Source organism: Streptomyces sp. URMC 129, from assembly GCF_051386415.1.
Taxonomy (GTDB): Bacteria; Actinomycetota; Actinomycetes; order Streptomycetales; family Streptomycetaceae; genus Streptomyces.
The window spans coordinates 1-26,248 of sequence record NZ_JBPQTQ010000085.1; the positions used below are offsets into that span (position 1 = coordinate 1).

General features: G+C 73.0%; 18 protein-coding genes. 12 read left to right on the top strand and 6 right to left on the bottom strand.

Annotated features, from left to right (window positions below):
* On the bottom strand, positions 1-4,813 hold a 4,813-nt coding region (locus ACSNOC_RS18085), incomplete at its 3' end, for a beta-ketoacyl synthase N-terminal-like domain-containing protein (protein WP_436748510.1).
* Positions 4,814-4,966: 153 nt separating this feature from the next.
* Entirely contained in the window at positions 4,967-5,287 is a 321-nt protein-coding gene (locus ACSNOC_RS18090; RefSeq protein WP_436748511.1) for a hypothetical protein, read from the bottom strand.
* A gap of 297 nt (positions 5,288-5,584) precedes the next feature.
* On the opposite strand from ACSNOC_RS18090, the gene ACSNOC_RS18095 reads away from it, so the two are divergent.
* Both ACSNOC_RS18095 and ACSNOC_RS18100 read left to right on the top strand, forming a co-directional pair.
* Entirely contained in the window at positions 5,585-7,138 is a 1,554-nt protein-coding gene (locus tag ACSNOC_RS18095) for a hypothetical protein (protein WP_436748512.1), read from the top strand.
* A gap of 553 nt (positions 7,139-7,691) precedes the next feature.
* Positions 7,692-7,934: a response regulator transcription factor gene (locus tag ACSNOC_RS18100; protein WP_436748527.1), complete on the top strand. Its 243-nt coding sequence runs from the start codon at positions 7,692-7,694 to the stop codon at positions 7,932-7,934.
* A gap of 181 nt (positions 7,935-8,115) precedes the next feature.
* Here ACSNOC_RS18100 and ACSNOC_RS18105 read toward each other — a convergent pair whose 3' ends face one another.
* The 3 genes from ACSNOC_RS18105 to ACSNOC_RS18115 form a co-directional block, all read right to left on the bottom strand.
* A complete protein-coding gene (locus ACSNOC_RS18105) occupies positions 8,116-9,642 on the bottom strand; it encodes a CHAD domain-containing protein (RefSeq protein WP_436748513.1) in 1,527 nt (508 codons plus the stop codon).
* Positions 9,643-10,169: 527 nt separating this feature from the next.
* Entirely contained in the window at positions 10,170-10,955 is a 786-nt protein-coding gene (locus tag ACSNOC_RS18110; RefSeq protein WP_436748514.1) for an SAM-dependent methyltransferase, read from the bottom strand.
* 160 nt (positions 10,956-11,115) lie between these two features.
* Positions 11,116-11,415, bottom strand: a complete 300-nt coding sequence (locus ACSNOC_RS18115) for a hypothetical protein (protein WP_436748515.1) — start codon at positions 11,413-11,415, stop codon at positions 11,116-11,118.
* On the opposite strand from ACSNOC_RS18115, the gene ACSNOC_RS18120 reads away from it, so the two are divergent.
* On the top strand, positions 11,401-11,874 hold the full coding sequence (locus tag ACSNOC_RS18120; RefSeq protein ID WP_436748516.1) for a hypothetical protein: 474 nt from the start codon (positions 11,401-11,403) through the stop codon (positions 11,872-11,874). The genes ACSNOC_RS18115 and ACSNOC_RS18120 overlap by 15 nt on opposite strands.
* Positions 11,875-13,352: 1,478 nt before the next feature.
* Here ACSNOC_RS18120 and argS read toward each other — a convergent pair.
* On the bottom strand, positions 13,353-15,122 hold the full coding sequence (argS, locus tag ACSNOC_RS18125) for an arginine--tRNA ligase (RefSeq protein ID WP_436748517.1): 1,770 nt from the start codon (positions 15,120-15,122) through the stop codon (positions 13,353-13,355).
* Between the two features lie 548 nt (positions 15,123-15,670).
* On the opposite strand from argS, the gene ACSNOC_RS18130 reads away from it, so the two are divergent.
* The 9 genes from ACSNOC_RS18130 (at position 15,671) to ACSNOC_RS18170 (ending at position 26,172) form a co-directional block, all read left to right on the top strand.
* A complete protein-coding gene (locus tag ACSNOC_RS18130; RefSeq protein ID WP_436748518.1) occupies positions 15,671-17,224 on the top strand; it encodes an FAD/NAD(P)-binding protein in 1,554 nt (517 codons plus the stop codon).
* Positions 17,221-18,489, top strand: coding sequence for an ATP-grasp domain-containing protein (locus tag ACSNOC_RS18135; protein WP_436748519.1), 1,269 nt, complete (start codon positions 17,221-17,223; stop codon positions 18,487-18,489). Before ACSNOC_RS18130 ends, ACSNOC_RS18135 begins: the two co-directional genes overlap by 4 nt.
* Positions 18,486-19,103: an O-methyltransferase gene (locus ACSNOC_RS18140; protein ID WP_436748520.1), complete on the top strand. Its 618-nt coding sequence runs from the start codon at positions 18,486-18,488 to the stop codon at positions 19,101-19,103. Before ACSNOC_RS18135 ends, ACSNOC_RS18140 begins: the two co-directional genes overlap by 4 nt.
* A 74-nt stretch (positions 19,104-19,177) precedes the next feature.
* Positions 19,178-20,182, top strand: a complete 1,005-nt coding sequence (locus ACSNOC_RS18145) for a pyridoxal-phosphate dependent enzyme (RefSeq protein ID WP_436748521.1) — start codon at positions 19,178-19,180, stop codon at positions 20,180-20,182.
* A 5-nt stretch (positions 20,183-20,187) separates the two neighbouring features.
* Positions 20,188-21,252, top strand: coding sequence for an ornithine cyclodeaminase family protein (locus tag ACSNOC_RS18150; RefSeq protein ID WP_436748522.1), 1,065 nt, complete (start codon positions 20,188-20,190; stop codon positions 21,250-21,252).
* Between the two features lie 125 nt (positions 21,253-21,377).
* A complete protein-coding gene (locus ACSNOC_RS18155; protein WP_436748523.1) occupies positions 21,378-24,224 on the top strand; it encodes an amino acid adenylation domain-containing protein in 2,847 nt (948 codons plus the stop codon).
* A complete protein-coding gene (locus ACSNOC_RS18160; RefSeq protein WP_436748524.1) occupies positions 24,224-24,976 on the top strand; it encodes a thioesterase II family protein in 753 nt (250 codons plus the stop codon). The genes ACSNOC_RS18155 and ACSNOC_RS18160 overlap by 1 nt, the downstream gene beginning before the upstream one ends.
* Positions 24,977-25,186: 210 nt before the next feature.
* Entirely contained in the window at positions 25,187-25,471 is a 285-nt protein-coding gene (locus ACSNOC_RS18165) for a hypothetical protein (RefSeq protein WP_436748525.1), read from the top strand.
* A gap of 68 nt (positions 25,472-25,539) precedes the next feature.
* Positions 25,540-26,172, top strand: a complete 633-nt coding sequence (locus ACSNOC_RS18170) for a hypothetical protein (protein WP_436748526.1) — start codon at positions 25,540-25,542, stop codon at positions 26,170-26,172.
* The last annotated feature ends 76 nt before the right edge of the window (positions 26,173-26,248 follow it).

The window sequence follows — 26,248 nt, forward strand, 5'->3', positions numbered from 1 at the left end:
GGCCGTCGCGGGTCCCGTCCCCCCCGCCCACACCGCCGACGGACCCCGGGCGGGAGGGGCGGGCGGTCCGGGCGGCCAGCAGGGTGGACATCTGCCCGTCGGCCGCCGCGTCGTGGGCGCCGAGCTGCACGGTCTCCCCGAACCCGCACCGGGACAGCAGCCCGGGCCACGCCTCCCGTGGCACCAGGGGGCCGTGGGGCCGCAGGTGAGGGTCGGTGACATTCCAGAAGGTGTCCAGCAGCCCGAACACGTGGGGGAAGAAGGCGTCGTCGCCGGGCTCGACGGCCAGCAGGTGGCCGCCGTCGGTGAGCAGGCCCGCCACGGCGCGCAGCGCGCGTTCCAGGTCCGGGGCGGCGTGCAGGGCACGGGATGCCAGCACCAGGTCGTGGGCGCCGGGCGTGAAGCCCTGCTCCGCCGGGTCGCGCGTCAGGTCCAGGGCGCGGACGTCGACGTGATCGCGGTCGCCGAATCGTTCCTCGAGAGCTGCCCGGGCGGCTGCGGAGGGATCGGTGCAGGTGTAGTGGGTGCGGGTGACGGGCAGATCGGCCAGCGCCGCCGCCGTGAGGCCACCGGTCCCGGCACCGATCTCCAGTACGCGCAGGGGCCGGCCCGCGGGCCAGGCGGCGAGGGCGGTCCGCAGCAGGCACCGGGCCAGGTCGTGGTGGAGCCGCACCGACGCGGCGGCGTCATGATGCCGGGCCAGGTGGTCGGGGCCGGAGAACAGCAGGTGCGCCGGGTCGGTGCGGCCGAGCAGGACGTCCGGCAGGATCCGGCCGCAGACCCCGAACACGTACTGCTCCACCGCCGCGTCCGGGGCGCGGGCAACCAGCTCGCGGAAGAGCCGCTCGGGCTCCGGCGCCGCCGCCGTCCGCCAGCGGTCGGCTCCGGCGCCGGTCAGCAGTCCGTGCCGCTCGGCGGCCGGCAGCAGGGCCCGCAGCAGCGGGGTGTGCTTCGCGTCCACCCCGGCGGCGAGCAGGTCCGCCAGGGAGAACGTCTCGCGGCCGGGCACGATCCGGCCCACCGCGGCGGCGGTGAAGTGCGCCCCCAGCCGCCCCAGGGCCGACGGGTCGGGGGCCGGTCGCCGCGCACGCCCGCGGCCGGTCAGGGCCCTGACCTCGGCCGCGCACCCGGCGAGCACTCGGGACGGTGCGGGCAGGGGCGCGGGGCCGGGCGCCGGGGAGCCCGGCAGCGGGGCCGCCCGCAGCACCTCGGTGAGCCGGCCGGGTGGGCGGGCTTCGCGCACCGGCGCGTAGCGGCGCATGTGCAGGCCGAGCACCTCGGCCGCGACCTCGCCGTCGGGGGTCGTGACGGTCACGTCGAGGCGCAGGCCCTGGCTGCCGACGGACCGCAGGCGCACATGGGCCAGCCCGGTCTCGGGCAGCGGTCGCCAGCGGCGCACCCGGTCGACGCCGCTGGGCAGGTGCGTGACGCGGCCCTCCAGGGCGGCGGCCATCAGCGGGACGGACGCCTGGAGGCATCCGTCCAGCAGCGCCGGGTGCAGGACGTGGCCGGGGCCGAGGCCGGGCGGCGCGGTGTATTCGGCCAGTACTTCCTCCCGGTTGAAGCGGAGGGCGGTGAGGGCCTTGAACAGCGGCCCGTACCGCAGGTCACCGATGTGCCGCATCGTGGCGTGGCACTCGTCGCCGTCCATGCCGTCGGTCAGGCCGGAGCGGATGGCGGTCACGTCCAGGGCGGGCGGCTGGGGAGCGAGGAGCGCGCGGACCTGGCCGTGGGCGTGTTCGCGCCACGGGCCGTCCTCGCCCGCGCGGCTGGAGACGGTCAGCGCGCCCTCGGGGGTGAGGGCGGTGTGCAGCGTGGTGGTCGCGCCCGGCTCGTGCCAGGGCAGGACGAGCGCACGGTCGACCCGCAGCCGGATCAGCTCGGCGGGCGCGCCCAGGACCTGCCGGCCTGCGGCCAGCGCGGCGTCGGCGTACGTAACGGCGGGCACCACCACCGCGTCGCCCACCCGGTGCTCGCCCAGCCAGGCCAGCTCGCCCGCCGGGTCCAGCTCGGTCTGCCAGCGCGCGTCCGGACCGGGCAGCCGGACGCCGGGCAGCGGGTGCGGCGGATCGGCGGAGGCGGGGTCCGTGCCGTACCGCGTCTCCCACCAGCGGGGATCGCCGTTCCAGTGCCGTTCGCGCTGCCAGGGATAGGCGGGCAGTGAGACGACTTCGCCGCGCTCGGGGAAGACGGGGTCCCAGTCCAGGCGGGCGCCGACCGACAGCAGCCGGGCGTGGACCGTGTCCAGCGCTTCCGGACCGGCCGCGGTGCGGGACAGGGTGGGGATCACGGCCGCCGGGTCGGGCCAGTCGTGCGCGGCGTGCCGCAGGGGGACGCCCAGTGCCGGGTGCGGGCCGATCTCGACCAGGACATCGCAGCTCTCGTCCGCCAGCAGGGCGCCGACGGCGTCGGCGAAGCGGACCGGCTCCCTGACGTTGCGCCACCAGTACGCGCCGGTCAGCTCCGTGCCCTCGACCCGGGCGCCGGTGACGGTGGAGATCATCGGCAGGCGGGTGCGGGCGGGTGCCAGGGAAGTGAGCGCCGCCTCGAGCGGCTCGCGCAGCCCGTCCATGTCCGGGCTGTGGAAGGCATGGTCCAGCCCCAGGTCCCGGAAGAAGACGCCGCGCGCGGCAAGTTCCTCGCCCAGGGCGGCCAGCGCCCCGGCCTCCCCGGCCACTGTCACGGCGCGGGAGCTGTTGACCGAGGCCACCACCAGTCGGCCCGCGTACCGGGGCGCCTCCAGGGCCGCTTGGGCGTCGTCATGGCCCAGCCCCACCGCGGCCATCCGGCCCCGGCCCGCCGTCGGGGCCTGTGCGCGGCTCCGTTCGGCGATCACCAGGCAGGCGGCGTCGCGGTCCAGCGCCCCGGCGCAGTGCGCGGCGGCCACCTCGCCCACGCTGTGGCCGGCCACCGCCGCCGGCCTGATACCGCGTGCCGCCAGGGCGGCGACCAGCCCGGCCTGCACGGCGAACAGCAGTGGCTGGGCCACATCGGTGGCCCGCTGCCGCACCGCGTCGGCCGGGTCGCGCAGTGCGTGGAGCACGGACCAGCCCAGCAGCGGCGACAGGGCGGCGTCGAGCGCGGTGACCTCCGCGCGGAACGCCGTGTCGGCATCCAGCAGTTCGACTCCCATCCCGGCCCACTGCGTCCCGTTGCCGCTGAAGAGGAACGCCACCCGCCCGTGCCGGGTCACCACCATGCCGGTGGCCGCTCCGGTGACCGGCTCGCGCTCGGCCAGCGCCCGGAGCGCGGCCGCCGCCGTCCGGGCGTCGGGGGCCAGGGCGGCATACCGCCGCTCGTGGTGGCCCCGGCGACGGCAGGCGGTGTACGCGGCGTCGTAGAAGCGTTCCGGCGGCATGGTCTCCAGGTGATCCGCCCAGGTCAGGGCGGCCTGGGCCACGGCTCGTTCGGTGCGGGCGGACACCACCACCGGCAACACTCGCGGGCCGGGCCTGGTGGCGGGCCGGGCCGGGGACGGCGGGGCGGCGGCCAGCACGGCGTGCGCGTTGGCGCCGCCGAAACCGAACGAGTTCACCCCCACCACCGCGCGCTCGCCGGCCACCGCGGGCAGCGGCCGGGCCGCGGTGACCGGGGCCAGCCCCAGGCTGGGGAAATCGATGGTGTCATTGAGGGGTTCGCTGTGCGGGGTGGCCGGGATGACGCCCTCGCGCAGGACCAGCATGGCCTTGAGCACGCCCGGCACGGCGGCGGCCGACTCCAGGTGGCCCAGGTTGCCCTTCACGGATCCCACGGGTACCGGCTCCGCGCCGCGCGGGCCGGTGGCGCGGCCCGCCAGCCACTCTCCCAGCGCGCGGCACTCGACCGGGTCGCCGGCCTGGGTCCCCGTGCCGTGCGCCTCGATGTAGGCCACCGCTTCCGGGCCGAGACCCGCCCTGCCGTACACCTCCCGCAACAGCGCCGTCTGGGCGTCGACGCTGGGCAGGGCCAGACCGGCTGTGCGGCCGTCCGCGCCCGCGCCGGTGGCCAGGATCACCGCGTGCACGCGGTCGCCGTCCGCCAGCGCGGCGGTCAGCGGTTTGAGGACGAACACCCCGGCGCCCTCGGCACGCACGAAGCCGTCGGCGCGGGCGGAGAACGGTCGGCACCTGCCGGTGGGCGACAGCATCGCCGCCGCCGCGAACCCCACGAAGCCCGCCGGGCTCAGCAGCACGTTGACCCCTCCCGCCAGCGCCAGGCGGCTGTGGCCGGCGCGCAGCGCCTCGCACGCCTGGTGCAGCGCCGTCAGCGCCGAGGAGCAGGCGGTGTCCACGGCGGCCGAGGCGCCGCGCAGGTCGAGGGCGAAGGAAATCCGGTTGGCGGTGTTGCACGCCGCCAGGCCGAGGTTGGTGTAGGCGTTGACGGACGTGAGGTGCTGATACTGCAGGTCGCCGTAGTCGCGCGAGGACACCCCCACGAACACGGCTGTGTCGCTGCCCGCCAGGCCCGCCGGGTCGATGCCGGCGTCGTCCAGCGCCTCGACGGCGCACTCCAGCATCAGCCGCTGCTGCGGATCGACACGAGCGGCCTCCTTGGGGGCGATCCCGAAGAACTCGGCGTCGAAGGAGTCGATGTCGTCGCACGCCGCGAAGGCCCTGGTGTAGGTGCGGCCGGGCGCATCGCGCCGTCCGGAGACGAACTGCCGACTGGAGAAACGTTCCGGCGGCACCTCGCCGACGACGTCCCAGCCCTCGCGCAGGGCCAGCCACAGCTCCTCCAGCCCGGCGATACCGCCCGGCAGCCGCAGCCCCACGCCGATGATCGCGATCGCGTCACCACCCGGCCGGACGGCGAATTCCCTTTCGGGGGGAGTCATTGCACACCTCCTGGACAGCATGAGGAATTCCACGAACGCCAACGTCGTCCCCGCGCCGACCCGGCCCACCCGCCGCGCGGCGGCATCCACCGCGATCGGCGTAATACCCGGGACGGGAAGCTCCCGTGAGTCAAACCTCTGAGCGAAAGAGATTCATGCGTTCGACAGCATGCCGCCGTAATCCCGGGAACGGGGAATGCAGGGCACGACCCACAGCCGCCCGCCGGCGTCCTCCAGCATCGCCCGCATGGGGAGATGGAAGGCGGGTTCGGGGTGGAGATGCCGGCTGGACAGGACCATGACGCGGGGCACGCGTTCGGCCCTGGCCTCGGCGATCATGTCCTGCCAGGCGTGGAACTGGCTCCCCGTCGGCTCCACATAGGTCGCCACCAGGTAGATCCCGCGGAACGCCGCCACACGGGACAGGAACTCGTGGGCGATCCCGACGTCGTCATGGTCCCAGCCGGGCAGCACACGGATATACCCGTAGGCCCGCGGCGGACGGCCACGTCGGATCGGCGGGGGACTGCTGCTGCGCACTGCGCCACCTCGGCGGTAGAGGGAAAGCCGACTGCCCCCACTCTCGCGTCACTTCCGTCCCCGCGGCACCCATTGTCCCGGGGATAATCCGGCTGGGTCGCCGCGCGCCTGTCCCCGGTAAAGGGGGAAATTCACAACCCGGTAACCACGGATCACGCTGCCGGCCATGACACCCGATTACGGTGCCGACAGGGAGAATCCGCTGGCGACCCGGAAGGAAAGGGTTCGGCGTTGGCAACGGGCAGGCAACCGCGGAGCCGTCGCGCCGCACTCGCGGCGTTCTCGGTCGAGTTGCGCGAGGCCGGCTGGGCCTGGGGCGACATCGCCTCCCTGATCCAGCACGAGCAGCATGTCAACGCCCGGGTGGCCATGCGCCTGGCACGCGGCTGGAGTCAGCAGACCGTCGCCGACCGCTGGAACCAGCGCTTTCCCGGCCAGGACGGCGAACGGCCGCTGACCGCCAAGAAGCTCTCGTACTGGGAGACCTGGCCGGCCTCCGGCCGCCAGCCCAGCGTGACGACGCTCGCTCGGCTCGCCCAGCTTTACGAGTGCGAGACCAAGGATCTCATCGACTGCACCCGGCCGCGGGCGGCCACCGCCGCGCCCCCGGTCTCCGCACCGGAGTCCCTGCTGCGGCTGCTGGAGCCGCTGCGCACCGGGCGCCTGTCCGCCCGCCGGCGCGACGCCGTCTTCGCGCGGCTGGTGGGATCGCTCGGCACCTGGGCCGACGGCCCGGACCGCCGGGACATGCTGCGCGTGCTCGGCTGGGCGTCCCTGGCCGCCGCCTCCGCGCCCGGCCCGCACGCGCTGGACCCGGACGAGGAGGCCCGTGTGCTGCGGGTCCTCACCACATCGGCCCGGCTCGACACCGTGGTCGTGGGCCGCGTCGAGGAGGTCCTGCACTTCGCGGAGCAGGACGACCTCAGGCGGGGCCCCCGCGACGCGCTGGACATCGTCCTCGCCCAGCGGAATCTCTGCCGGGTCATGCTCGACCACTGCCCCGGCCACCTGCGGCCGCGCCTGCTCGCCGTCCACGCGGAGGCCTGCCGTATCGCGGGATGGCTGTCGTTCGACCTCAGGGACTTCCGCAGCGCCACCCACTTCTACGAGCTCGCCCGGCACACCGCCCACGAGGCCGGGAGCGCGGCGATCGCCGCCCGGGTCCTCTGCCTGATGAGCTACCTCGCCACCTGGTGCGAGAAGCCCGGGCTCGCCATCGACCACGCCACCGCCGCGATGTCGTGGTCCGCTCGGTGCGACGATCCCGCCCTGCGGGCGTTCGCCGCCGACGCCCTGGGCCGGGCGCACAGCGTCGGCGGCGAGTACGGCGCGTGCATGCGCGCCCTGGACTCCGCGCTGCGCCACCTCACGGCCCCCGGCGACAAGACCACCTCAGCGGTCTTCCGCGCCTACGATGACGCCGACGGTCAGGGCGGCACCGTCTTCATGACGACCGTGCGCGGGCTGAGCCTGCTGCGGCTGGGCCGCCACCAGGAGGCCGCCACCGCGCTGACCGACGCTCAGGCCCCGCTGGCACGGGGGGTGGCGGCCCGCGCTTCCGCGCTGACCACGCTCGGCCTGGGGCTGGCCCTGGCCCGCTCGGGACACGTCGAGCACGGCACCGCGCTGCTGGGCACGGCCGCGGACGTGGCGGCGCGGAACCATTCCAGCCGCCTCCTGCAGCGCCTGCGCCTCGTCACCGACAGGCTGGGCTCCGGTTCCGGCGTTACGGCACCGCCGGTCGTCCAACAGTTGCGCGACCGGCTGGCGGCCCTGAGCCAGTGACCGGTCGCCGGAGCCGGGGCTGCCCGCCCCGTCGGCCGGCGAGCGGGAAGTGCCGGGTCGGCGGTCGTGTTCCGGACCGGGCCCCGGTTCCGCCGGCCGCTTCCGGGGCCCCCGCGGGGCACGCCTGGCGAAGTGGTCGCGGATCGCCCTGACACCGTCGGGGACGTGCACGGCCGGGAGGATCAGCAGCGTCAGGACGGGCGCCCAGGCCAGCCACCTGACCACATGCGCGAAGGAGCGGCCCAGCCAGGGACGCTCGCCGGCCCACGGCGCCTCACGGTTGCCGGGCGCCGGGATCCGCCGCCACCCGCCGGATCCCCTCCTCGGCCGGTGAGGACGCGCCGCGCGTGATGCTGACGACCTTCGACCTGCCCGAGTACATCTGCACCGCGCTCAGCGAGGGCGCCGCCGGATTCCCGCTCTGTCGCCGCGGTGCGCACGATCGCCGCGGGCGAGATGCTCGTCTCGCGCCGCATCACCCGCGAACTGGTCGAGGCGTACGCGCACCACCACCGGTCCGCGGCCGAGGGCCGCCGACTGCGTTCCCTCACCCATCGCGCATCGCGAGACCGAAATACTGCGTCCGGTGGGCACCGGTCCGGCGAACGGAGAGATCGCCCAACGCCTCCTGGTGAGCGAAGCGACCGTCAAGACCCATGCCAAACGCCTGATGAGCACGCTGAGCCTCGCCAGCCGCGTCCAGGCGGTCGTCGCCGCCCACGAGTCCGGCCTCGTCGCCCCCGGCGCCCACCGCGTTACCGGCGAACACCCCGACGCGGGCACGTACGGCCGGTGAAGCCGCCGCCGATCCGCTGCGCGCGGTCGCGCTCGCCGGTCCGGCCACGGGGGACGCGCGTGCCACGTCGTCGAAGGACTCGCGGGAGGTGTGCGGAGGCGGGTCGCGAGGGGTCCGGGTCCGGGCCCGCCGGCCTTGCCCGGGAGTGTCGCCGGGCTGATGCCTCGCCCGGGCGCGTCGCTCAGCCGAGCCGTTTCCTCGCTTGCGCCACCCGCCTGCGCAGGGCGGGCAGCTCGCCCTCTACGTCCCGGGCCGTGGCGGTCTGGGCGCCGTGCAGCAGGCCGTACGTGAAGCCGTTCTCACCCGCCTCGTGGGCGCGGATGGCCAGCCCGCGCAGGGCCTGGCGGGTGACCACCGCGTCCTGGTGGACGCCGAGCCGCTCCTGGGTCTCCTTCATCCGCCGGGTGAACCGCTCGGCGCGCCTGCCCAGCGTGGCCCGGGCGGTCTCCCCGGCGTAGCGGGCGCGCTTGGCTGCCTTGCGGGCGGCGTGCAGGGCCGCGTCGCGCTCGGGGCCCGGCGTCAGCTCCACGGCGGTGTCGAGCCGTTCGGTGACGCGCCGGTGCTCACGGCGGGCGGTCGCGGCCAGCACCTTCGCCGCCTTGCGGTCGGCGGCCGGCCGCAGCGGGGGATCGGTGAGCAACGCGTCGAGGGCCCTGAGCAGTGCGAAGTAGCGGCGGCCGGAAAGCGCGGCGACCGCCTCGGCGTGCGCCGCGCGGTAGGTGTCGGCCGACCACTCGGCGAGCGTGGCCCGGACCGGGCCCAGCACCAGCTCCGGCGGCAGCCGGTCGGTCCGCTCGGTGAGCCGCTCGCCGAGCACTTCCGCGTCGCGGGCCCGGCCCAGCTCGCCGGCCAGCCACTTCAGCTCGGCCTCCACCGGATCGGTGCGCCGGCGGTCGAGCACCTTCCGGTAGGACTTCAGGGCGCTGCGCAGCCGCCGGGTCGCCACCCGCATTTTGTGCACGGAGTCCGGCTCGTCCCGCCGGACGGCCGGATCCCAGCGCAGCATCGTGTCCCGGAGGCCGGTGAGGCGCCGCAGCACGGCCTCGCCGGCCGAGCCGGCGCGAGTGCCGGGAGCCTCGGCGCCGAGGCTCCCGCCCAGCACCCGGGCCAGCTTCGAGCCGTCGCCGGCCGGCTTCGCCCCGGCCGCCGTGAGCTTCTCGGTGAGGGCGTTCAGCAGGGACTTGCGGCCCTCGACCAGCTCGACCTCGATCTCCTGCCAGGACATCACCTCGGTGACCCCGGACTCCCCGCCGGCGCCACCGAGCGTCTGCGCGGTGACCCGGTCCTCGGCGAGCTCGGCGACGACCGCTCCCGTGTCGTCGTACAGCAGGCGCCGGACGCGGTGCGTCCGCAGGTGCGCCACCGGCGCGAGCGGGCCGCCCCTGGCCAGCCCGGCCACCAGCCGGCCCAGCTCGTCCGGCACCTCGCGCGGGGGACCGGCGTCCAGCGGCAGCCGCACCTCGCGCCTGCTGTCCTTCCCGACCGGCAGCTTCAGGTGCCAGCCCGCGTCGTGGCCGCCGGTGCGCCTGCGGAGCGTGACTCCATGGGCGAGCAGCCGCAGGTCGCCGGTGTCGTAGTAGGTGGCGTCGAGGTCCTCTGCCTCGCCCGGCCGGACCGAGTCGACGCCGCGCACGGCAGTGACATCCGGCACCGCGCCGGGGCCGGGCGCCTCGAATTTCCGCTCAGTTTCGATCGCTGACGTACCCATTCATATCGTCTGCCCCGTATGCGCCGTTTCAGTGCCATGGCGCGGTCGTGACTCTGTGCGCGGTGCGCGATCTCATGGCGCCTGATGCCCGGTCCCCGGGTGATGAGCGGTCGGGACGGACGGGTCTCCCCGCACGGGGCGACGTGGGCGAGGCCCCGCGTGCGAGCGCTCATGCGTGGATGTCGATGTCCTGTGCGGTCGCCAGGGCTGTCTCCGGGGGCCAGGCCGATGCCACGCTTCGGGGCGGACGTTGCCGGAGTACCGGATGGTGATGCCGCCGGCCGGCGCCGCCCGGTGAAGTTCCTCGTCGTCAATCAGGGTGGACGTGCTGGTCCTTGCAGGTACGTCCGCCGAGTTCGTTGACGGACGGGCGGAGTTGAACGCCGCGTCCGGCGAAGCAGTGGGTGCTGATCCCGGGCGAGCCGCTGACGGCGGAGACGATCCGGTTGCGACCGGAGTACCAGCCCGGATCGCGGGCCGGACTCGGCGGTGCCGCTCGGGTTCCACGGCACGGGGAACCGGGCCGACTACCGTTTCCGCCCGACGCCGCCGAAGGCCGCCGCGTCGGTCGGGTCACCGTCCGACTGGACGTCGGGGCGCCATGCGGCGATCGGTACTACTCCGGGCTCGACGAGTTCCAGATCGCGGAAGAACCCGGCGATCTGCTCGGGGGACCTCAAGTGGTACGGGACAGCGCCGGACTCGTTGTACCGACGTGTGGCTTCGGCATTGGCCATGTGGGTGTCGACGCTGTCGTTCAGCGCGAGGTAGCTGCCGGGCGGCAGGCCGTCCATGAAGCGGCGGACGATCGAGCGGGCTTCGTCGTAGTCCGCGACGTGGCCGAGGGTCTGCATCAGGCTCAGCGCCACGGGCCGGCTGAAGTCCAGGGTGCGTGCGGCCTGTTCGAGGATCGTGTCGGGGTCGTGCAGATCGGCGTCCAGGTACTCGGTGACGCCTTCGGGTGTGCTGGTGAGCAGGGCGCGGGCGTGGACGAGCACCAGCGGGTCGTTGTCGACATAGACGACGCGCGCGTCCGGGGCGACCCGCTGGGCGATCTCGTGGGTGTTGTCGGCGGTGGGCAGTCCGGTGCCGATGTCGAGGAACTGGCGCACGCCCGCCTCGCCGGCCAGGTGACGGACCGCACGGGCCAGGAAGTAGCGGGCGGTGCGGGCCAACACGTCGATGCCCGGAAAGGTGCGGCGGAATTCGTCTCCGACCCGGCGGTCGGCCGCGTAGTTGTCCTTGCCGCCCAGCCAGTAGTTCCACACACGCGCCGAGTGCGGCACGGAGGCGTCGATGCGGATGTCGTTCATGGAGTGTCTCCCTCGCAAGATGACGAGTTGATAAGGGGGCTGGGTCGGCGTCGCTTGCGGACGGCCGTGACCAGCATCGCGGAGGGGGCGATCGGTGGCCATACGGCCGGGCCACTTGTGCGGGTGCGCACGCCGGTCCCGTCCTCGACGCGGATGGTGCTCACCCGGTGTGCCCCTTCCTGGCCGCGGGGGGGCGGAGCCGCCGGAACGGTGGGCGTGCCCTCACCGCCGGCAGGCGATCACCCGCCGGACGGCCCTCGTCGGTCGCCGCCTGCCCGGAGACCAGCAGCTCGGCCATGCGCGGCTCCACGCCCGGCTCGGTGAGGCGGCGGCCCTCCGCGCCCCGGGGCAGGTCGAGCAGCCGCCGCGCCTCGTCACCGGTCGGTGGCAGCCGCTCGTCGCCGACGACGAACATGCCTTCCCGCACGGCGTGCAGCACCGCGTCGTGGTGCTCGCACACCCGCGTCAGCTCGGCCGCGGCCGGCGCCGGGCCACCGGCGGTGGACCCCAGGATGAGCGGGAGCCGCTGCCGGACCTGCTCGTTGGCGCGGAGCTGACCGTGATGCCCACGCCCGCCAGCCCCACCACCGAGCCGCCGGGGTCCAGCACCGGGACCCTCGTGTTCACGGTGAGCCTGAACGGCGTGATGAAGGTGCTCGTGCAGGACCGGCCTGCCGGCCCTCGTTCGAAGACGCCGGTGACGCGCTTGCCGATCACGCCGGGGCCGGGGGTGCGGAGCACCGGGGTGCTGGACCTCACGGTGCACGATGTCGTCAACGACGGCTCGACCGTGCCTGAATCTCGACGGCCACAAGCCGCAACGGCCCCCCGGAGTGGCTCGGATCGTGCTCAAGCTGCGCGACCGAAGCGCGTCTCGCCGGCCGACCGACCAGCACGCGAGCAGCACATCCTGGGCTGATCCCCGGCCAGGCACCGGCGCGTCCACTCCGGCCGGAATTCCTCAACCCGAGGCTCCGGCGTCACGGCTTCACCGGCCTCGCCGGCCGCAACAGCGCCCGGCCGGCACCGGCAGCCGATTTCCCGGCGTCCGTCCTCGCTGACCTCACCGGGGCCAGCATCCGAAACGCCACCCGCTGGACAGCTCGCCCAACCGGGACCGGACCGACGACATCGCCCGCCGCAAACAGGTCTGACGGCCTTGCTCGCTTCCCTCTCCAGGGCCTGGCTAGCCGGGTTTGATGGCAGCGAGCAGCAGGACCAGCGATGGCGCGCCTGACTCGGTGATCACGGGAAGTTCCACGGCGTAGCACGCGCGGCGTCTCCGGGCGGCCACCCGTCGGTGCCCACGGCGTCCGGGTCAAGGTGTGGGAAGGCGGGTCTGGTCCCTACATGGTCCCCAAGAATGATCTTGGGGTGAATCGTGAGGAAGGCGCCGGAGATGACAAAGGCCCGCTGAGCTGGGGAAACATCCCTCTCAGCGGGCCTCGCACCGTGTCGGGACGGCGGGATTTGAACCCACGACCCCTTGACCCCCAGCACAAGCGTGTCTGAGCGGCGTGCTCCAGGCCGTTCTTCGAGGTTACGGTCAAGCCTACTCGGCCGAGTAAAGGAGTCCGTCGTTTCTGTCGGGCCGGACGCTCGACTGAGCGCTCCCGCCCAACCTGGCATCGGCCGAATCTCCGTTCTCCAATTCCCATGGTGCCACCGCATACGCGTTTCAATCGCAGGGCCGACACGGCCACTACAACGCCCACGCCATGAGCGGGCAGACACGGTTCGCCGTGGGGTGAATGGTGATGAATGGAGGCGGGTAAGACCCCGGGCTCGCGATGGGAGGGGGCGGGCAGACAGCGGTTCAGGCAACTGCTCCGGGAGATGTCGACGGCTGCCCGCAAGGTACGAGGCGTCGGGGCTGCGCAGGATAGTGCCCCCGGCGGGACTACCAGCAGAAGGTGGAAGGTCTGGCCAGCGGTTTCCCACTGGCCATCTGGTGATCGAAGGGCGATTTACCCCATCCGCTGGGAATGGGGGTCAGTGATGGCCGGATGCACATCGCCCAGGTGGCCATCGGCGAGTGGAAGCAGGCTGCTGGCACGGCCCGCACCCGCCCACCCCGGCCACCGCCGGGACGACTGCCGTCGATCCTTCCCCGCCCGGTTCCAGTCAGTCCAGGGCCGGGTCACTCCCGCTCCCGCAGGTGAATCCGGTCGGCGCCGGGGGCAGCGTCACCGGCCCGGCGGTGGGGCGGGCCCGGCCTGTCGGGCCGCCGACGCCACCGCCTGTACGCCGCCGTTGACACCGGCACGCCCTGGCCCGACGCTGCGGCCGAACTCGGCGCGGCCAGTGGCAACGCCGCGGCCGAGCGCCGACGAGCGGCCCGGCCCGGCACCCGGACCGGGCCCCCGCGGACCTCCATCGCGCCGTTCCGTTGCCCGGTCAGAGGCGTTCGGGCGTGCGGATGCCCAGCAGGGCCATGCCCTGCCGCAGCGTCCGGGCGGTGATCATGCACAGGAACAGGCGGTTTCCGACCGTCTCGGGTGCCCCGGCCTTGAGGACCGGGCACTGGTCGTAGAAGGCCGTGAAGAGCGAGGCCAGTTGGTAGAGGTATGCGGCCACCTTATGCGGCGCGTACTCGGCGGCGGCCACGGCGACCATTTCCGGGAAGGCGTCCACGTGCAGGCCGAGCGCCCGCTCGGCGGGCTCCAGCGCGAGGTCCGGGTCAGCGGCGGGGCGTGCCTCGCCCGCCTTGCGGAGGATCGACCGGACGCGGGCGTACGCGTACTGGAGGTAGACGCCGGTGTCGCCGTTGAGGGAGACCATCCGGTCCAGGTCGAACGTGTAGTCGCGGTTCGCGGAGGTCGAGAGTTCGGCGTACTTCACCGCGCCGATCCCGACCTGTGCCCCGCGCTCCGCGATCTCCTCCTCGGTCAGATCCCGGGCTTTCTCCCGGACGACGGCGGTCGCGCGCTCGATCGCCTCGTCCAGCAGGTCCACCAGGCGAACGGTCTCGCCCTTCCGGGTTTTGAACGGCTTGCCGTCCTTGCCCAGCACCGTGCCGAACGCCAACTGCACGGCGTTGACCCCGCCGTCGAGCCAGCCGGCCCGGCGGGCGGTCTCGAAGACCATGCGGAAGTGCAGGGACTGGCGGGCGTCCACGACGTACAGCAGCGTGTCGGCCTTCAGGCCGAAGACGCGGTCGCGGATCGCGGAGAGGTCCGTGGCGGCGTATCCGAAGCCGCCGTCGGACTTCTGGACGATCAGCGGGACGGGGTTGCCCTCCGGGCCCCTGACGTCGTCGAAGAAGACGCACAGCGCGCCCTCCGAGCGGACGGCCACGCCGGACTTCTCCAGGAGGCGGCAGGTCTCGGCGAGCATGTCGTTGTAGGCGGACTCGCCCACCACGTCGGAGTCGCGGATCTCCACGTCCAGCTTGTCGAAGACCGCGTTGAAGTAGATCTTCGATTCGTCGACGAAGCGCTGCCACAGGGCCAGCGTCTCCGGGTCCCCGCTCTGCAGGGCGACGACCCTGCGCCGGGCGCGCTGCCGGAATTCCTCGTCCGCGTCGAAGACGGCCCGGGAGGACTTGTAGAGCCTGTTCAGGTTCGACATGGCCTCCTCGCCGGAGGCCCGCCCGCCCTCCCCGCCCTCCCCGCGCTCCAGTTCGTGTGGGTGCTCGGTCAGGTACTGGATGAGCATGCCGAACTGGGTGCCCCAGTCACCGATGTGGTGGCGGCGGACCACCTTCTCCCCGACGAATTCGAGGAGGTGGACGACCGCGTCACCGATGATCGAGTTGCGCAGGTGGCCGACATGCATCTCCTTGGCGACGTTCGGCTGCGCGTAGTCGACGACCGTGGTGCCCGGACGCCCGACGAACGGCGCGCCGAGCCGACTGTCCCGGGCGCGTGCCGACAGGTTCTCCGTGATCGCCCGGTCGGTGAGCGTGACGTTCAGGAAGCCGGGGCCCGAGACCTCGATCGCCCGGATCAGGCCGTCCGCCGGAGCCGCCTCCGCGACCCGCGCCGCGAGCTCGCGCGGGTTGGCCTGGAGCCTCTTCGCGAGCGCCAGAAGCCCGTTGGCCTGGTAGTCGGCCCGGTCGCTGCGGCGCAGGAGCGGGTCGGCGGAGCCGGCCCCCGGCAGGGCCGTCGCGATGGCCGCCCTCAGGCGCTCTTCGACGGAAGCGGTCAGGGAGATGACTGGGGCCATTCGTCGGAACTCGTTTCTGCCAACGGTGAAGTCAGGGGCGCGCAGCGGCAGGGCCGGTACGCCAGGGAAGGCGACGACTGCCAGCGGCAAGAATACGGCAGCGAACGCGACCGGCCCGGAGCCGAGCGCCGACGGTCCGGTGTCCGGAGCGCCTTCGCGCCACGCACCGCTCCGGCCGTGACCGGGCAGGGCCGGGCCCCGGGGGAGGGGCCGCGTCCGTAGCTGTGTGGCCTTCATCACAGTCGAGAGTCTTCTGTGCCGGGCGGGGGTAAGCACCCGGAGGCCGTCGCTTCCCTTGGCCGAGAAGGGTCTTGCAGGGCGAATCTCCTGCCGGGTTCCATGTCGATGGCGGCATCGTGATCCCGGGGGCGATATCCGGGTCGAACGCCCTGCTTCACCGGTTTCCGTGTTATTTCTGCTCTTGATTCAGGGTGGGCCGGTCCGTCGTTGGCGGGTCATCTTTTTTCTCGTCTGAACGTTCTTCGCTGACCTCACGTAGAAATTTCCTCGCTGATCGGGTCAACCGGTAGGGCATCAGGGGGTGGGAATTGAGCATTCTTGTGTCCGGGAAGAGCGAGACCGGTGGGGGAGCCGACGCGTCGGCCGGTTCCGGACTGTGCGATGTGGCGATCGTGGGCGCGGGAGCCGCCGCGACATCCCTGCTCGCGGCCCTGTCGGGGCGGCTCGCCGGGAGTCGGCAGCGCGTCGGCGTCTGCCTGATCGACTCCGGACGGGCCCCGGGCACGGGAGGCGTCTATCAGGAGGACCTGCCATCGGTCCGCATGAATACGCAGGCCGACGAAATCCTGCTGATTCCGGGAGAGCCGCTGCACTTCTGCCAGTGGCTCGCGCGGCGGAACGCCTCCTCGGTGAAGGAGGAGCGGGGCACGTACGCGCCCCGGGCGGAGTTCGGGCGGTATCTGAACGAGGTCTGCGCCGGGATTCGCGACAGACGCGAGGGGCCGGACGTGGCGCACACGGTGGGGCACGTCGACCGCGTCCAACGGGACGGGCCCCACTGGCGCCTGCGATTACGCCACGGGGGAACGTTGGCAGCGCGGCTGGTGGTTCTCGCGATCGGGCCCGGGGAGCCGGCCGACCCGTACGGACTCGCCGGCCACGAGCGCTACCTTCACCAGCCGTTCCCCCTGCGGCGGAATCTGGCCGCCGTGCCCCCGCGCAGCCGCGTTCTCGTGGTGGGCAGCCGGCTGTCGGCCGTGGACGTGGTGCTCGGGCTCGCCGAGTCGGGCCACACAGGCCGCGTCACCCTGGCGTCCCGGAGCGGCCTCCTCCCCCTGGTCAAAGCCGGGTCCTCGGTTCGCCCCCCGGATGCCGACCTGGAGTTCTTCCGGGCGTATTACCGGCGGCACGGCGCATTGCCGCTCCGGGTCATGGCGCGTGCGGTCAGGAAAAGGCTGGGCGAGCAAGGGACACGCCTGCACGAATATCTCCGGATGCCCGCGCCGCGGGACACGGCCGCGTTCTTCCGCTGCAACGTGGAGCTGGCCCGCCGCGAAGACCCTGCCGCGGTCGTGGTGGAGCCCTCCATGGTGGAGGCGCTGTCTCTGCTCTCCGAGGAGGACATGGCCGTCTTCATGCGGATCGCCTACCCGGTGCTGATGTATAAGCACACGGCGATACCGCTGCTGAACGCGGAGAGGATACTGCGGCGGATACGCTCCGGGTGCCTGGCCGTGCGCGGCGGGCTGCGCGAGATCGCCCCCGCCGGGGACGGCTTCACGGCGGTCCTCGGGAATGGCGTGCGGGAACGATTCGATGTCGTGGTGAACGCGACCGGTGCGGCCAGGGCCAGTTGCGGCCCCTCCGCGCGGGTTCCCTTCGCGCAGCTCTGCCGGGCCGGGCTGGTCCGGGAGACGGCGACCGGGGGAGCCCGGGTCACCTCCGAGGGAAAGCTGATTCCGGCGACGGGCGAGCCGTCCTGGGGGCTTTATGTACTCGGTCATGAATCGATCGGTACCCATCCGTTCATCAACAGTCTCTCGATGATTTCCCTGCTTGCCGGCCGGATGGCGCAGAGCATCCTGCGCGACCTTTCCGGACCGCGGAACTCGGGCATCCGTGCGGAGGTGGAGGGCCGATGAGGAGGAGGCGCGGATGCGTCGTGGACGGAGTCTCGACGGGGCGCGACCTCGCCCGCGAGCTGGCGATGCTCGGCGTCGAGTGCGCGCACGTCAACAGCGCGGGCTCCTACCTCGGCGTTCCCGTCGAGGAGTTCGTGAGGGAAGGCTCCTACGACCGGTACTTCGACGGGCGGACGGACCTGCCGGACCTCGTGCCCCGGCTGAAGGAGTGGGGCCCCGACTTCGTTGTCGCGGGCAGTGAACCCGGAGTCGCCCTCTGTGACGCGCTCTGCGGGGAGCTCGGCCTTCCCGGCGGCAACGCGGCGTCGACCACGGCGTGGCGGCGCGACAAGTACGCCATGCACGAGCGGCTCCGCGGGAGGGGACTGCGGCACGCGGCTCAGCTGAAGACCGCCCACCGGGCGGAGGCGGCGCGGTGGCTGGACGAGCACGGCACCTATCCCGTCGTCGTCAAGCCCCTGGACAGCACCGGCAGCGACGGGGTGTCGGTGTGCGCGAGCCGCGACGAGGCGCTGCGGGCGTTCCTCCGCGTCCTCGGCCGGGTGAACCGCCTCGGTCGACTCAACGACGAGGTCCTCCTCCAGGAGTTCCTCGACGGCCGCCAGTACTTCGTCAATGCCGTGAGCTGGGAGGGGGAACACTTCGTCACCGACATCTGGCGGCATGACCGGCGGCAGGGCGAGCACGGCCGTTTCCTGTTCGAGAACATGACCCTCCAGCCGAGCGACGGCGAGCGCGAGGTCGCGCTCGCCGCGTACACCCGGCAGGTGCTGGACGCGCTGGGCTTCCGGTTCGGAGCGGCGCACTGCGAAGTCATGTGGACGAACGGCGGGCCGGTGCTCATCGAGGCCAATGCCCGGCTGATGGGGGCCAGCATCGAGCGGCGGGTGCTGCACCGGGCTCTCGGCTATACGCAGGCCCGGATTCTCGCCGAGGTCTGTGCCGACCCGGGCAGCTTCCGCCGCTGGGCGGGCACCCGCTACGAGCTGCGCGCACACGTGGCGGAGGCGTCGTTCGTGTTCACGCGTTCCGGCCGGCTCATCGGGTTCCCCGGGCGCCCGGGCATCGAGGGGCTCGCCTCCTTCCACAGCTTCGTCGGCGTGCCCGCGATCGGCGCCCGGGTCCGGCGTACCGACAACACCCTGGGCGAGCCCGGATACGCCTACTTCGCCCACCACGACCGCGAACAGGTGCTCCGGGACGCGCGGGCCGTCCTCGACTGGCAGCGGGCGGACACGGTTTTCGACATTGAGGAGGACACATGACGAACCTGCGGTTCCAGGACACCTTCCGGATGAGCAGGTTCACCTCACGGCCGCCGGAGAGGCTGCCGGCGTTGCTGGCGGCCATCGACGAAGTCGGCTTCGACATGAGCTGCACCGAGGAGACAGGCCGGCTGCTGCGGTTCCTCGCCTCCACGAAGCCGGGCGGCCGGGTGCTGGAGATCGGCACCGGAGCCGGGGTCGGCGCGGCCTGGCTGCTCGACGGCCTGGACGGCGCCTCGACCCTGCTGACCATCGAGCAGGACGAGAAGGTGCTGGCCCTGGCGCGGAAGCACCTCGCCGGGGATCCCCGGGTGACCTTCCGCCACGCGGACGCCGGGCAGGTGCTGCGCGAGGGCGGGGCCGGGCCCTTCGACCTCATCTTCTCCGACGCCGTGCCGGGAAAGTACGAACTGGTCGACGAGGCACTCGCGTTGCTGGCCCCGGGCGGGGTGTACGTGATCGACGACATGCTGCCCCAGGACGACTGGCCCGAGGACCACTACCCGCTGGCGGCGGGAATGGTCGACCGCATGGCCGCGCTGTGCGCGAGCGGGCGGGTCACCCCGGTCGGGCTGCACTGGAGCACGGGGCTCGTGCTGCTCACCCGGGACTGACGACGGTGTCGTCGCCGTGGCACCCTCCGGAAGCGGGTGCGGACCTGTCCGGTGAGCAGGGCGGAGGCCCGCAGGTGCAGCGTTCCTCGTACGACCGATTATTGAACGCGATCGGCGACACACCGCTGAGGCCCATCGAATTGCGCATCGATGGCCGGTGGCGGGAAGTGTGGCTCAAACTGGAAGGGGTCAACCCGGGCGGATCCATCAAGGACCGGACGGGCCGCGCCCTCATGGAGGCCCTGGAGCGAGAAGGCCGGCTCGGCCCCGAGTCGACGGTCGTGGAGTCCACGTCGGGCAATCTCGGTGTCGCGCTGGCGATGATCTGCCAAGCGCGCGGCAGCCGCTTCGTCGCGGTCGTGGACCCCACGATCTCCGAGGAGAAGCTGGAGAATCTCCGTCGCTACGGCGCCGGAATCGAAATGGTCGGCCGGCCGGACGACTCGGGCGGTCACCTTCTGTCCCGGCTGGAACGCGTCCGCGACATGTGCGCCTCCTCCTCCCGGTACCTGTGGACCGACCAGTACAGCTCCCCGGCCAATCCGGCGGCCCACTCCGGGACAACGGGCCCGGAGATCCACCGGCAGATGGACAGCCGCCTGGACGCGCTCTTCATCTCGGTGTCGACCGGCGGCACCCTGGCCGGCATCGCGGGCTTCATGCGCCGGGCCGCCCCGCACGTCCGGATCGTGGCCGTCGACGCCCGGGGCTCCCAGGCGCTCGGACACGTTCCCGGGCGGCGGCTGCTGACCGGGATGGGGTCGGGCAGGGTGTCGGAGTTCGTCACCCGGGACCTCTACGACCAGACGCACATCGCCTCGGACGCCAAGGCGTTCGCGATCTGCCGGGAACTGCGGTCGGAACTCGGGATCAGTGTGGGGGGTTCCGGCGGCGCTGCGATCACGGCGTGCGCGGCGTACCTCCACGCGCATCCGCAGGCGGGGCCCGCCGTCTGCGTGTGCCCGGACACGGGCGAGAACTACCGCAGTTCGATCTTCGACGACGGCTGGCTGACCAAACACGGGATCAGGCTGTCGAAGGCCGACCTCGCGCCCGTGACCGCCATGCGAACGAGATGAATGAGGTGGCAGTGATTCCGAAGGACGACACCATTCTGTACCTCCCGGAAGAGGAGGTGCGCGCCCTGTGCGAACGCGTCGATGTCGTGGCGGCGGTGCGCGACGCGCTTGCGCTTCACGGAAAGGGCGGGGCCGTCCTGCCCGACGAGGCGTACCTCCGGTGGGACGTCGGCACCGACGAATGGGCCAGAAGCCTCAACATGCCGGGATACCTGGGCGGTGACTTCCGCGCCGCCGGCACCAAGATCATCAATGGGAACCTCTGGAACAGGCGCCGAGGCATCGCCAGGGCCTCGGGCCTCACCCTGCTGTTCGATCCGGTCACCGGCCGGATCTCCTGCGTCATGGCGGCCGCCGACATCTCCGCCCTCCGCACCGCCGCCGTGACCGCCCTGTCCGCCGACCTCTTCGCCGGCCCGCCTGTGCATCGCCTGGCCCTCATCGGCGCCGGCACACTGGCCGACAGCCACCTCCGGCTGCTTCCGGCCGGACTGCCCGCGCTGCGCCGGGTGGCCGTCCACGACGTGGACCGGGATCAGGCACACCGGCTGGTGAGCGCCCACCGCCCCGCGCTCGCGGCCAGGGGCGTGGAACCCACGGTCGTGGACTCCGCCGAGGAGGCGGTCTGCGGCTCCCAGCTTGTCGTGCCGGTCACCACCACCACGGAGGGCTACATCCGGCGCGACTGGCTCGCCCCGGGGGCGTTGCTGGTCAACGTCTCCCTGGACGACGCGCTCCCCGACGTACTGCTGCACTGCGACCGGCTCTTCGTGGACGACTGGCACCTCGTCGCGACGGACGACAAGCGGTTGCTGGGCCGGTTGGTCCGGGACGGGCTCGTGACCCCGCCGCCCGGGATTCCGCGGAGGGACGGGCGGACCCGGCCGGAGGCACGGGCCGTCGACGCCGAACTCGGCCAGGTGGTGAACGGCCAGGCGCCCGCCCGGAGGTCGGACGAGGAGGTGATCGTGGTCAACCCCTTCGGCATGTCCATCGAGGACATCGCGGTCGCCGCCCGCATCCACCAGGCGGCCGTGGCAGCGGGGCTGGGGCAGCGCCTCCCGCGCTGAGCCGCACCGGCACGCGGTCGCCCGGTGGACGCGGGCCCGCCGTGCCGACGCGTGCGCTGCCCGCGCATCGCGGTGAACGAGCGGAACGTCAGAGAAGCGGAACGTCAGAGAAGGAGAACCGGTCCGTGAACGAGCTACCCCTGCTCCCGCTGCACATCGACACCCGACTGCTCAGTGCTGCCGAGGAGTTCCACGGGACGGAGACGCGGGTGCCCGACACCTGCGCCCACCTTCTCGTCGCGCGGCACGCCGCATCCACCCCGGACGCGGTGGCGGTGAGCACGCCGGAAGGCCGCCTCACCTACCGCCAACTCGACGATGCGGCCGAGGCCGTGGCGGCCTGGCTGTCGGCGCAGGCCCTCGGCGAGGAGAGCCCGGTCGCCGTCCTCGGCGAGCGCAACGCGGACTTCCTGGCCGCGATGCTCGGCATCTGGAAGGCGGGAGCCGCCTATCTGCCGCTCGACCCCGCGTGGCCCCTCTCCCGGTCGGCCGAGGTCCTGCGGCAGGCGGACTGCTCGCTCGTGCTGACGACGAGCGCCCCGGCCGCCGGATGGGACCGGGAGGGGAGCACCCCCGCCCGGCTGGTGCCGCTCCGGTCGGCCGTCGGCGCCGCCGGGGCACCGGCGGCCTCCGCCCCCGGCGACCCGGACCGCCTCGCCTACGTGATCTTCACATCCGGCTCGACCGGCCGTCCGAAGGGCGCGATGGTCGAGCACCGGGGCATGCTCAACCACTTGTTCGCCAAGGTGGACGACCTCGGACTGGGCGTTGCTGACCTGGTTGTCCAGAACGCCTCTCAGGCGTTCGACATCTCGGTGTGGCAGTTCCTCGCGCCGCTCATCGCCGGCGGCAGCGTGCGCATCGTCGCCGACGACGTCGCGCAGGACCCCGCCCTGCTGCTGAGGGAGGCGGACGAGGCGGGCGCGACCGTCCTGGAGGTCGTCCCCTCCATGCTGCGCATGATGCTGGAGCTCCTGGAGTCCTCCGCCCGGCTTCCCGGCCTCGGCAGGCTGCGCTGGCTGCTCGCCACGGGAGAGACGCTGCCCCCCGATCTGTGCCGCCGGTGGCTGGCGCTGTACCCGCGCGTCCCCGTGCTCAACGCGTACGGGCCGACCGAGTGCTCGGACGACGTGACGCACCACGTGATCGACGCCCCGCCCGCCTCCGGCGTGTCCCTGGTGCCGATCGGCCGCCCGGTGGCCAACATGCGCGTATACGCGCTGCGCGGGGACGGCGGGACGTACCGCCTGTGCGCGCCCGGCGAGGAGGGCGAGCTGTTCGTCGCCGGCCCCGGCGTCGGCCGTGGATACCTGGGCGACCCCGAGGCGACGCGCCGGGCGTTCTTCCGCGACCCGTTCCGGCCGGAGCCGGAGGCACGTCTCTACCGGACCGGGGATCTCGTCCGCATGCGCGAGGATCGCGTCCTGGAGTACCTCGGCCGCACGGACCGTCAGCTCAAGGTGCGCGGGTACCGCGTCCAGCCCGAGGAGATCGAGGCCGCGCTGCGCGAGCACCCGGGCGTCAAGGAGGCGGCGGTCGCGCTGTGGCAGGGCGGCGGCGGTGACGGCTCCGATGGCGCCGGCGGCTCCGACGGCCGGGGCGGCGGCGGCTCCGGCACGTCCCCGCGCCTGGTGGCGTTCGTCCAGCCGCGTCGGCGCAACTCTCCGACCCTGGCCGGCCGCCCGCGTCACGCGTTGCCCAACGGCATGGAGATCGCCCGCCACACCCGCAGCGAGGTGGACTTCCTCTACGCCGACATCTTCGAGCGGGACGCGTACACCAAGCACGGGCTCTCCATCCGGCCCGGCGACTGCGTCGTGGACGTCGGGGGAAACATCGGCCTCTTCTCCCTCTTCGCGCACGAACAGTCCCAGGGCGGGCGGATCTACGCCTTCGAGCCGGTCCCGGAGCTCTTCGAACTGCTGCGGGAGAATCTCCGCCTGTACGACGTGAACGCGCGGGTCTATCAGTACGGGCTCGCGGAGAACCCCGGCTCCACGACGATCACCTACTACCCCGGCTTCTCCACCCTCTCCGGGCTGTACCCGGACGACACCCAGGACAAGGAGGTCGCCCTCTCCTACGTCCGGCACCGGCGGAGCCGCGAACCGGAACTCGCGGTCGAGTCGGCCGTCGAGGACGAGCTGATCGAAGGCCTGCTGGAGCACCGCTTCCGGTCCCACACCCGGGAGATCGCGCTGTCCACCCTGTCGGACGTCATCACCGAGAACGAGATCGGCCGCATCGATTTCCTCAAGATCAACGTCGAGGGTGCCGAACTCGACGTCCTGCGCGGCATCAGGCCGGGCCACTGGCCCCGCATCTCCCAGGTCGCCCTGGAGATCCACGACGTCGACGGCCGGCTCCGGGAGGTGCGGGACATCCTCAAGGCACAGGGGTTCGCGGTGGGCATCGAACAGGACTGGTCACTGGAGCAGAGCATGAGGACCAACTTCTACGTCTACGCCCGGCGGCCCGAGGCGGCGCGGCCGGCGGAGGGCGGCACCCGGTCCTCCCGGTCACCGGCCGGCTACAGGCGCGCGCGCGTGCTCACCGACGCCCAGCTCAGGGCGTTCCTCCGCGAGCGGCTGCCCGGGTACATGGACCCGGCCGAGTACCGCTTCGTGGAACGCCTGCCCCTGACCTCCACCGGCAAGCTGGACCGCCGCAGGCTCGAACAGGACGGAGCCGACGCGAACCTGGGGGCCGCGGCGGTGTTCGTCGCGCCCCGGACCGAGGTGGAACGTGTCCTCGCGGCCATCTGGCAGGACATCCTCGGACGGGACCGCATCGGCGTCCACGACAACTTCTTCGACCAGGGCGGCCACTCGCTTCTGGGAGCCAGGCTGCTGGCCAGGGTCCGGACCGCGCTGGGACCCGAGTTGCCGCTGAAGACTGTCTTCGAGCACCCCACGGTGGCGGAACTGGCCGGTGCCGTCGAAGCCGCCCGGCACGAGGCGGCACACGGCTGATGGCGCGGGCAACAGGGTCCTCCCGCTGGCTGCGCTGCCATCGCCCCCGGCCCGACGCCGGCGTACGGCTGCTCTGCTTCCCGCCCGCGGGGGCGGGGGCCACCGCGTACGCCGCCTGGCCGCGGTACCTGCCGGAGGACGTGGAGGTGCACGCGGTGCAGGCGCCGGGTCGCGAGGACCGCGCGGACGAGGCGCCGTTGACCAGTGTGGAGCAGCTTATCGACGCTCTCCTGCCCGAGCTGGCGAAGCTGGCCGAGGGCCCCTTCGTCCTCTACGGGCACAGCATGGGCGCACTGCTGGCCTTTGAGGCCGCCCGCCGGGCGGAGGCCGCATGGCCGCACGGGCCGGTGCTGCTCGCCGTGTCCGGGCTCCCTGCCCCGGACAGGCTGGGGCGGTCGTCCCTGCACCGGCAGCCGGACAACCGGCTCCTGGCGCACCTCGCGTGGCTCGACGGGACGGGCACGGCGCTGGACGAACGGATCGCGCGGAGCGTACTGCCCGCACTCCGGGCGGACATCGCGGTGTGCGAGAACCACTCCCACACCGGCGGGCCACCGCTGCGCTGCCCGATCTCCGCGTTCGTCGGTGCCGGGGACCCCAGCGTCGACGCGGCCGGAATGGCGAGGTGGGGGCATCACACCGCCCGCGGGTTCGGCACGCGGGTGCTGCCCGGCTCGCACTCCTTCGTCGAGACGTCCCGGGAGAGCATGCTCGAAGCGCTGGTCCAGGACATCGCGGCCTGCCTCGACTAGCGGCCGTCCCCGCCGCCGGGCGGGCTCACGGGGAGGGCGTCCGCGCCGTGGCGGGCGCCGCAGAACGCCCTGAGCCGGCCGGCGATCGAGGCCAGGGCCCCGGCGGCGTGGTGGCGGTCCGACCAGGCGGCGTACAGCCGGATCCGCAGCGGGCCGTGCGCGCTCGGGCGACCGCGCGGGGGCGGTGCCCTGGAGGGGCGGCCACGCGAAGTGCGGGCCCGGGACGGTGATGGCCGGGACGCCGCCGAGGCGCAGGCGGCGCTGGGCGCCGTGCTGCCGCCGGTGCTGGCACCCGATGCGGTGATCTACGCGCCGGAGATCAAGTACTACAGCTACCGCGTCCCCGTCGACGCCACCTGGCAGAGCCGCGACATTCCCCGGCTGTACGTGGTCGGCAACGCCGCCGGATACACCGCCAGCCTCTCCGCCGCCGCCCTCACCGGCGTGATCGCCGCCCGCGCCATCGCCCACGGCGCGAGCGCCAACGTTCCCTGACGGGGGGCGGATACCGTCTCCCTGACACTCCGTCACCGATTCCGCGTCCCGCGCGAAGGAGTCGCCCCGTGCAACCGCAACCGGCGCTCGTCCTGCCCTTCGAGGTCCAGCCCGACCTGGCCGGCACGATGGACATCCAGATCCCGTCCCTGGCCTGGGAACCCTTGCCCGGGGGGCGCTTCCGGCGCGTCTATCACCTGCACGGCCACGCCCTGCCCGTCGAGGCCGCGGAGGGCGAGGGAGCGCTGCACTTCTTCCACGCCGCACCCTTCGGCGCACTCGCCGAAGAACTCAACGCCCGGCTGCGCGCCACCTTTCCCCGCCAGGTCGCCGAGCTCGACCTGCGATCCCACCCCACGCTGCAGGCGCTGCACGACCGCTACCGCGGCGTGATCATCATGCACTCCGAGCCCTTTGAGGCCCTGGTGCTCACCGTGCTTTCGCAGAACCGGACCGGCGAGATCGTCCGTGCCGTCTATCCTGCCCTGGACTCCCGCTGCCGCGGTGTCAGCCCGCGCTCCCTGGCCGATGTGCCGGTCGACGACCTGAGGGAGCTGATCCGCTCCGCCGGCCCCTACAAAGCGCCCAGGCTCACCGAGACCGCCGCCCGAGTCCTCGCCGAAGGCGAGGCGACCTTCGCCAAGCGCGTCACCAACGCCCCCGGGCCAGATGCCCTCGCCTACCTAGACGTTGTCCCGTAAATGATCTTGTCGTGCGGTGATTCCGCCTGTGGCTAGTGTGATCACGGCGTCGGAGCCTGCCTGGATAGCCCCGTTC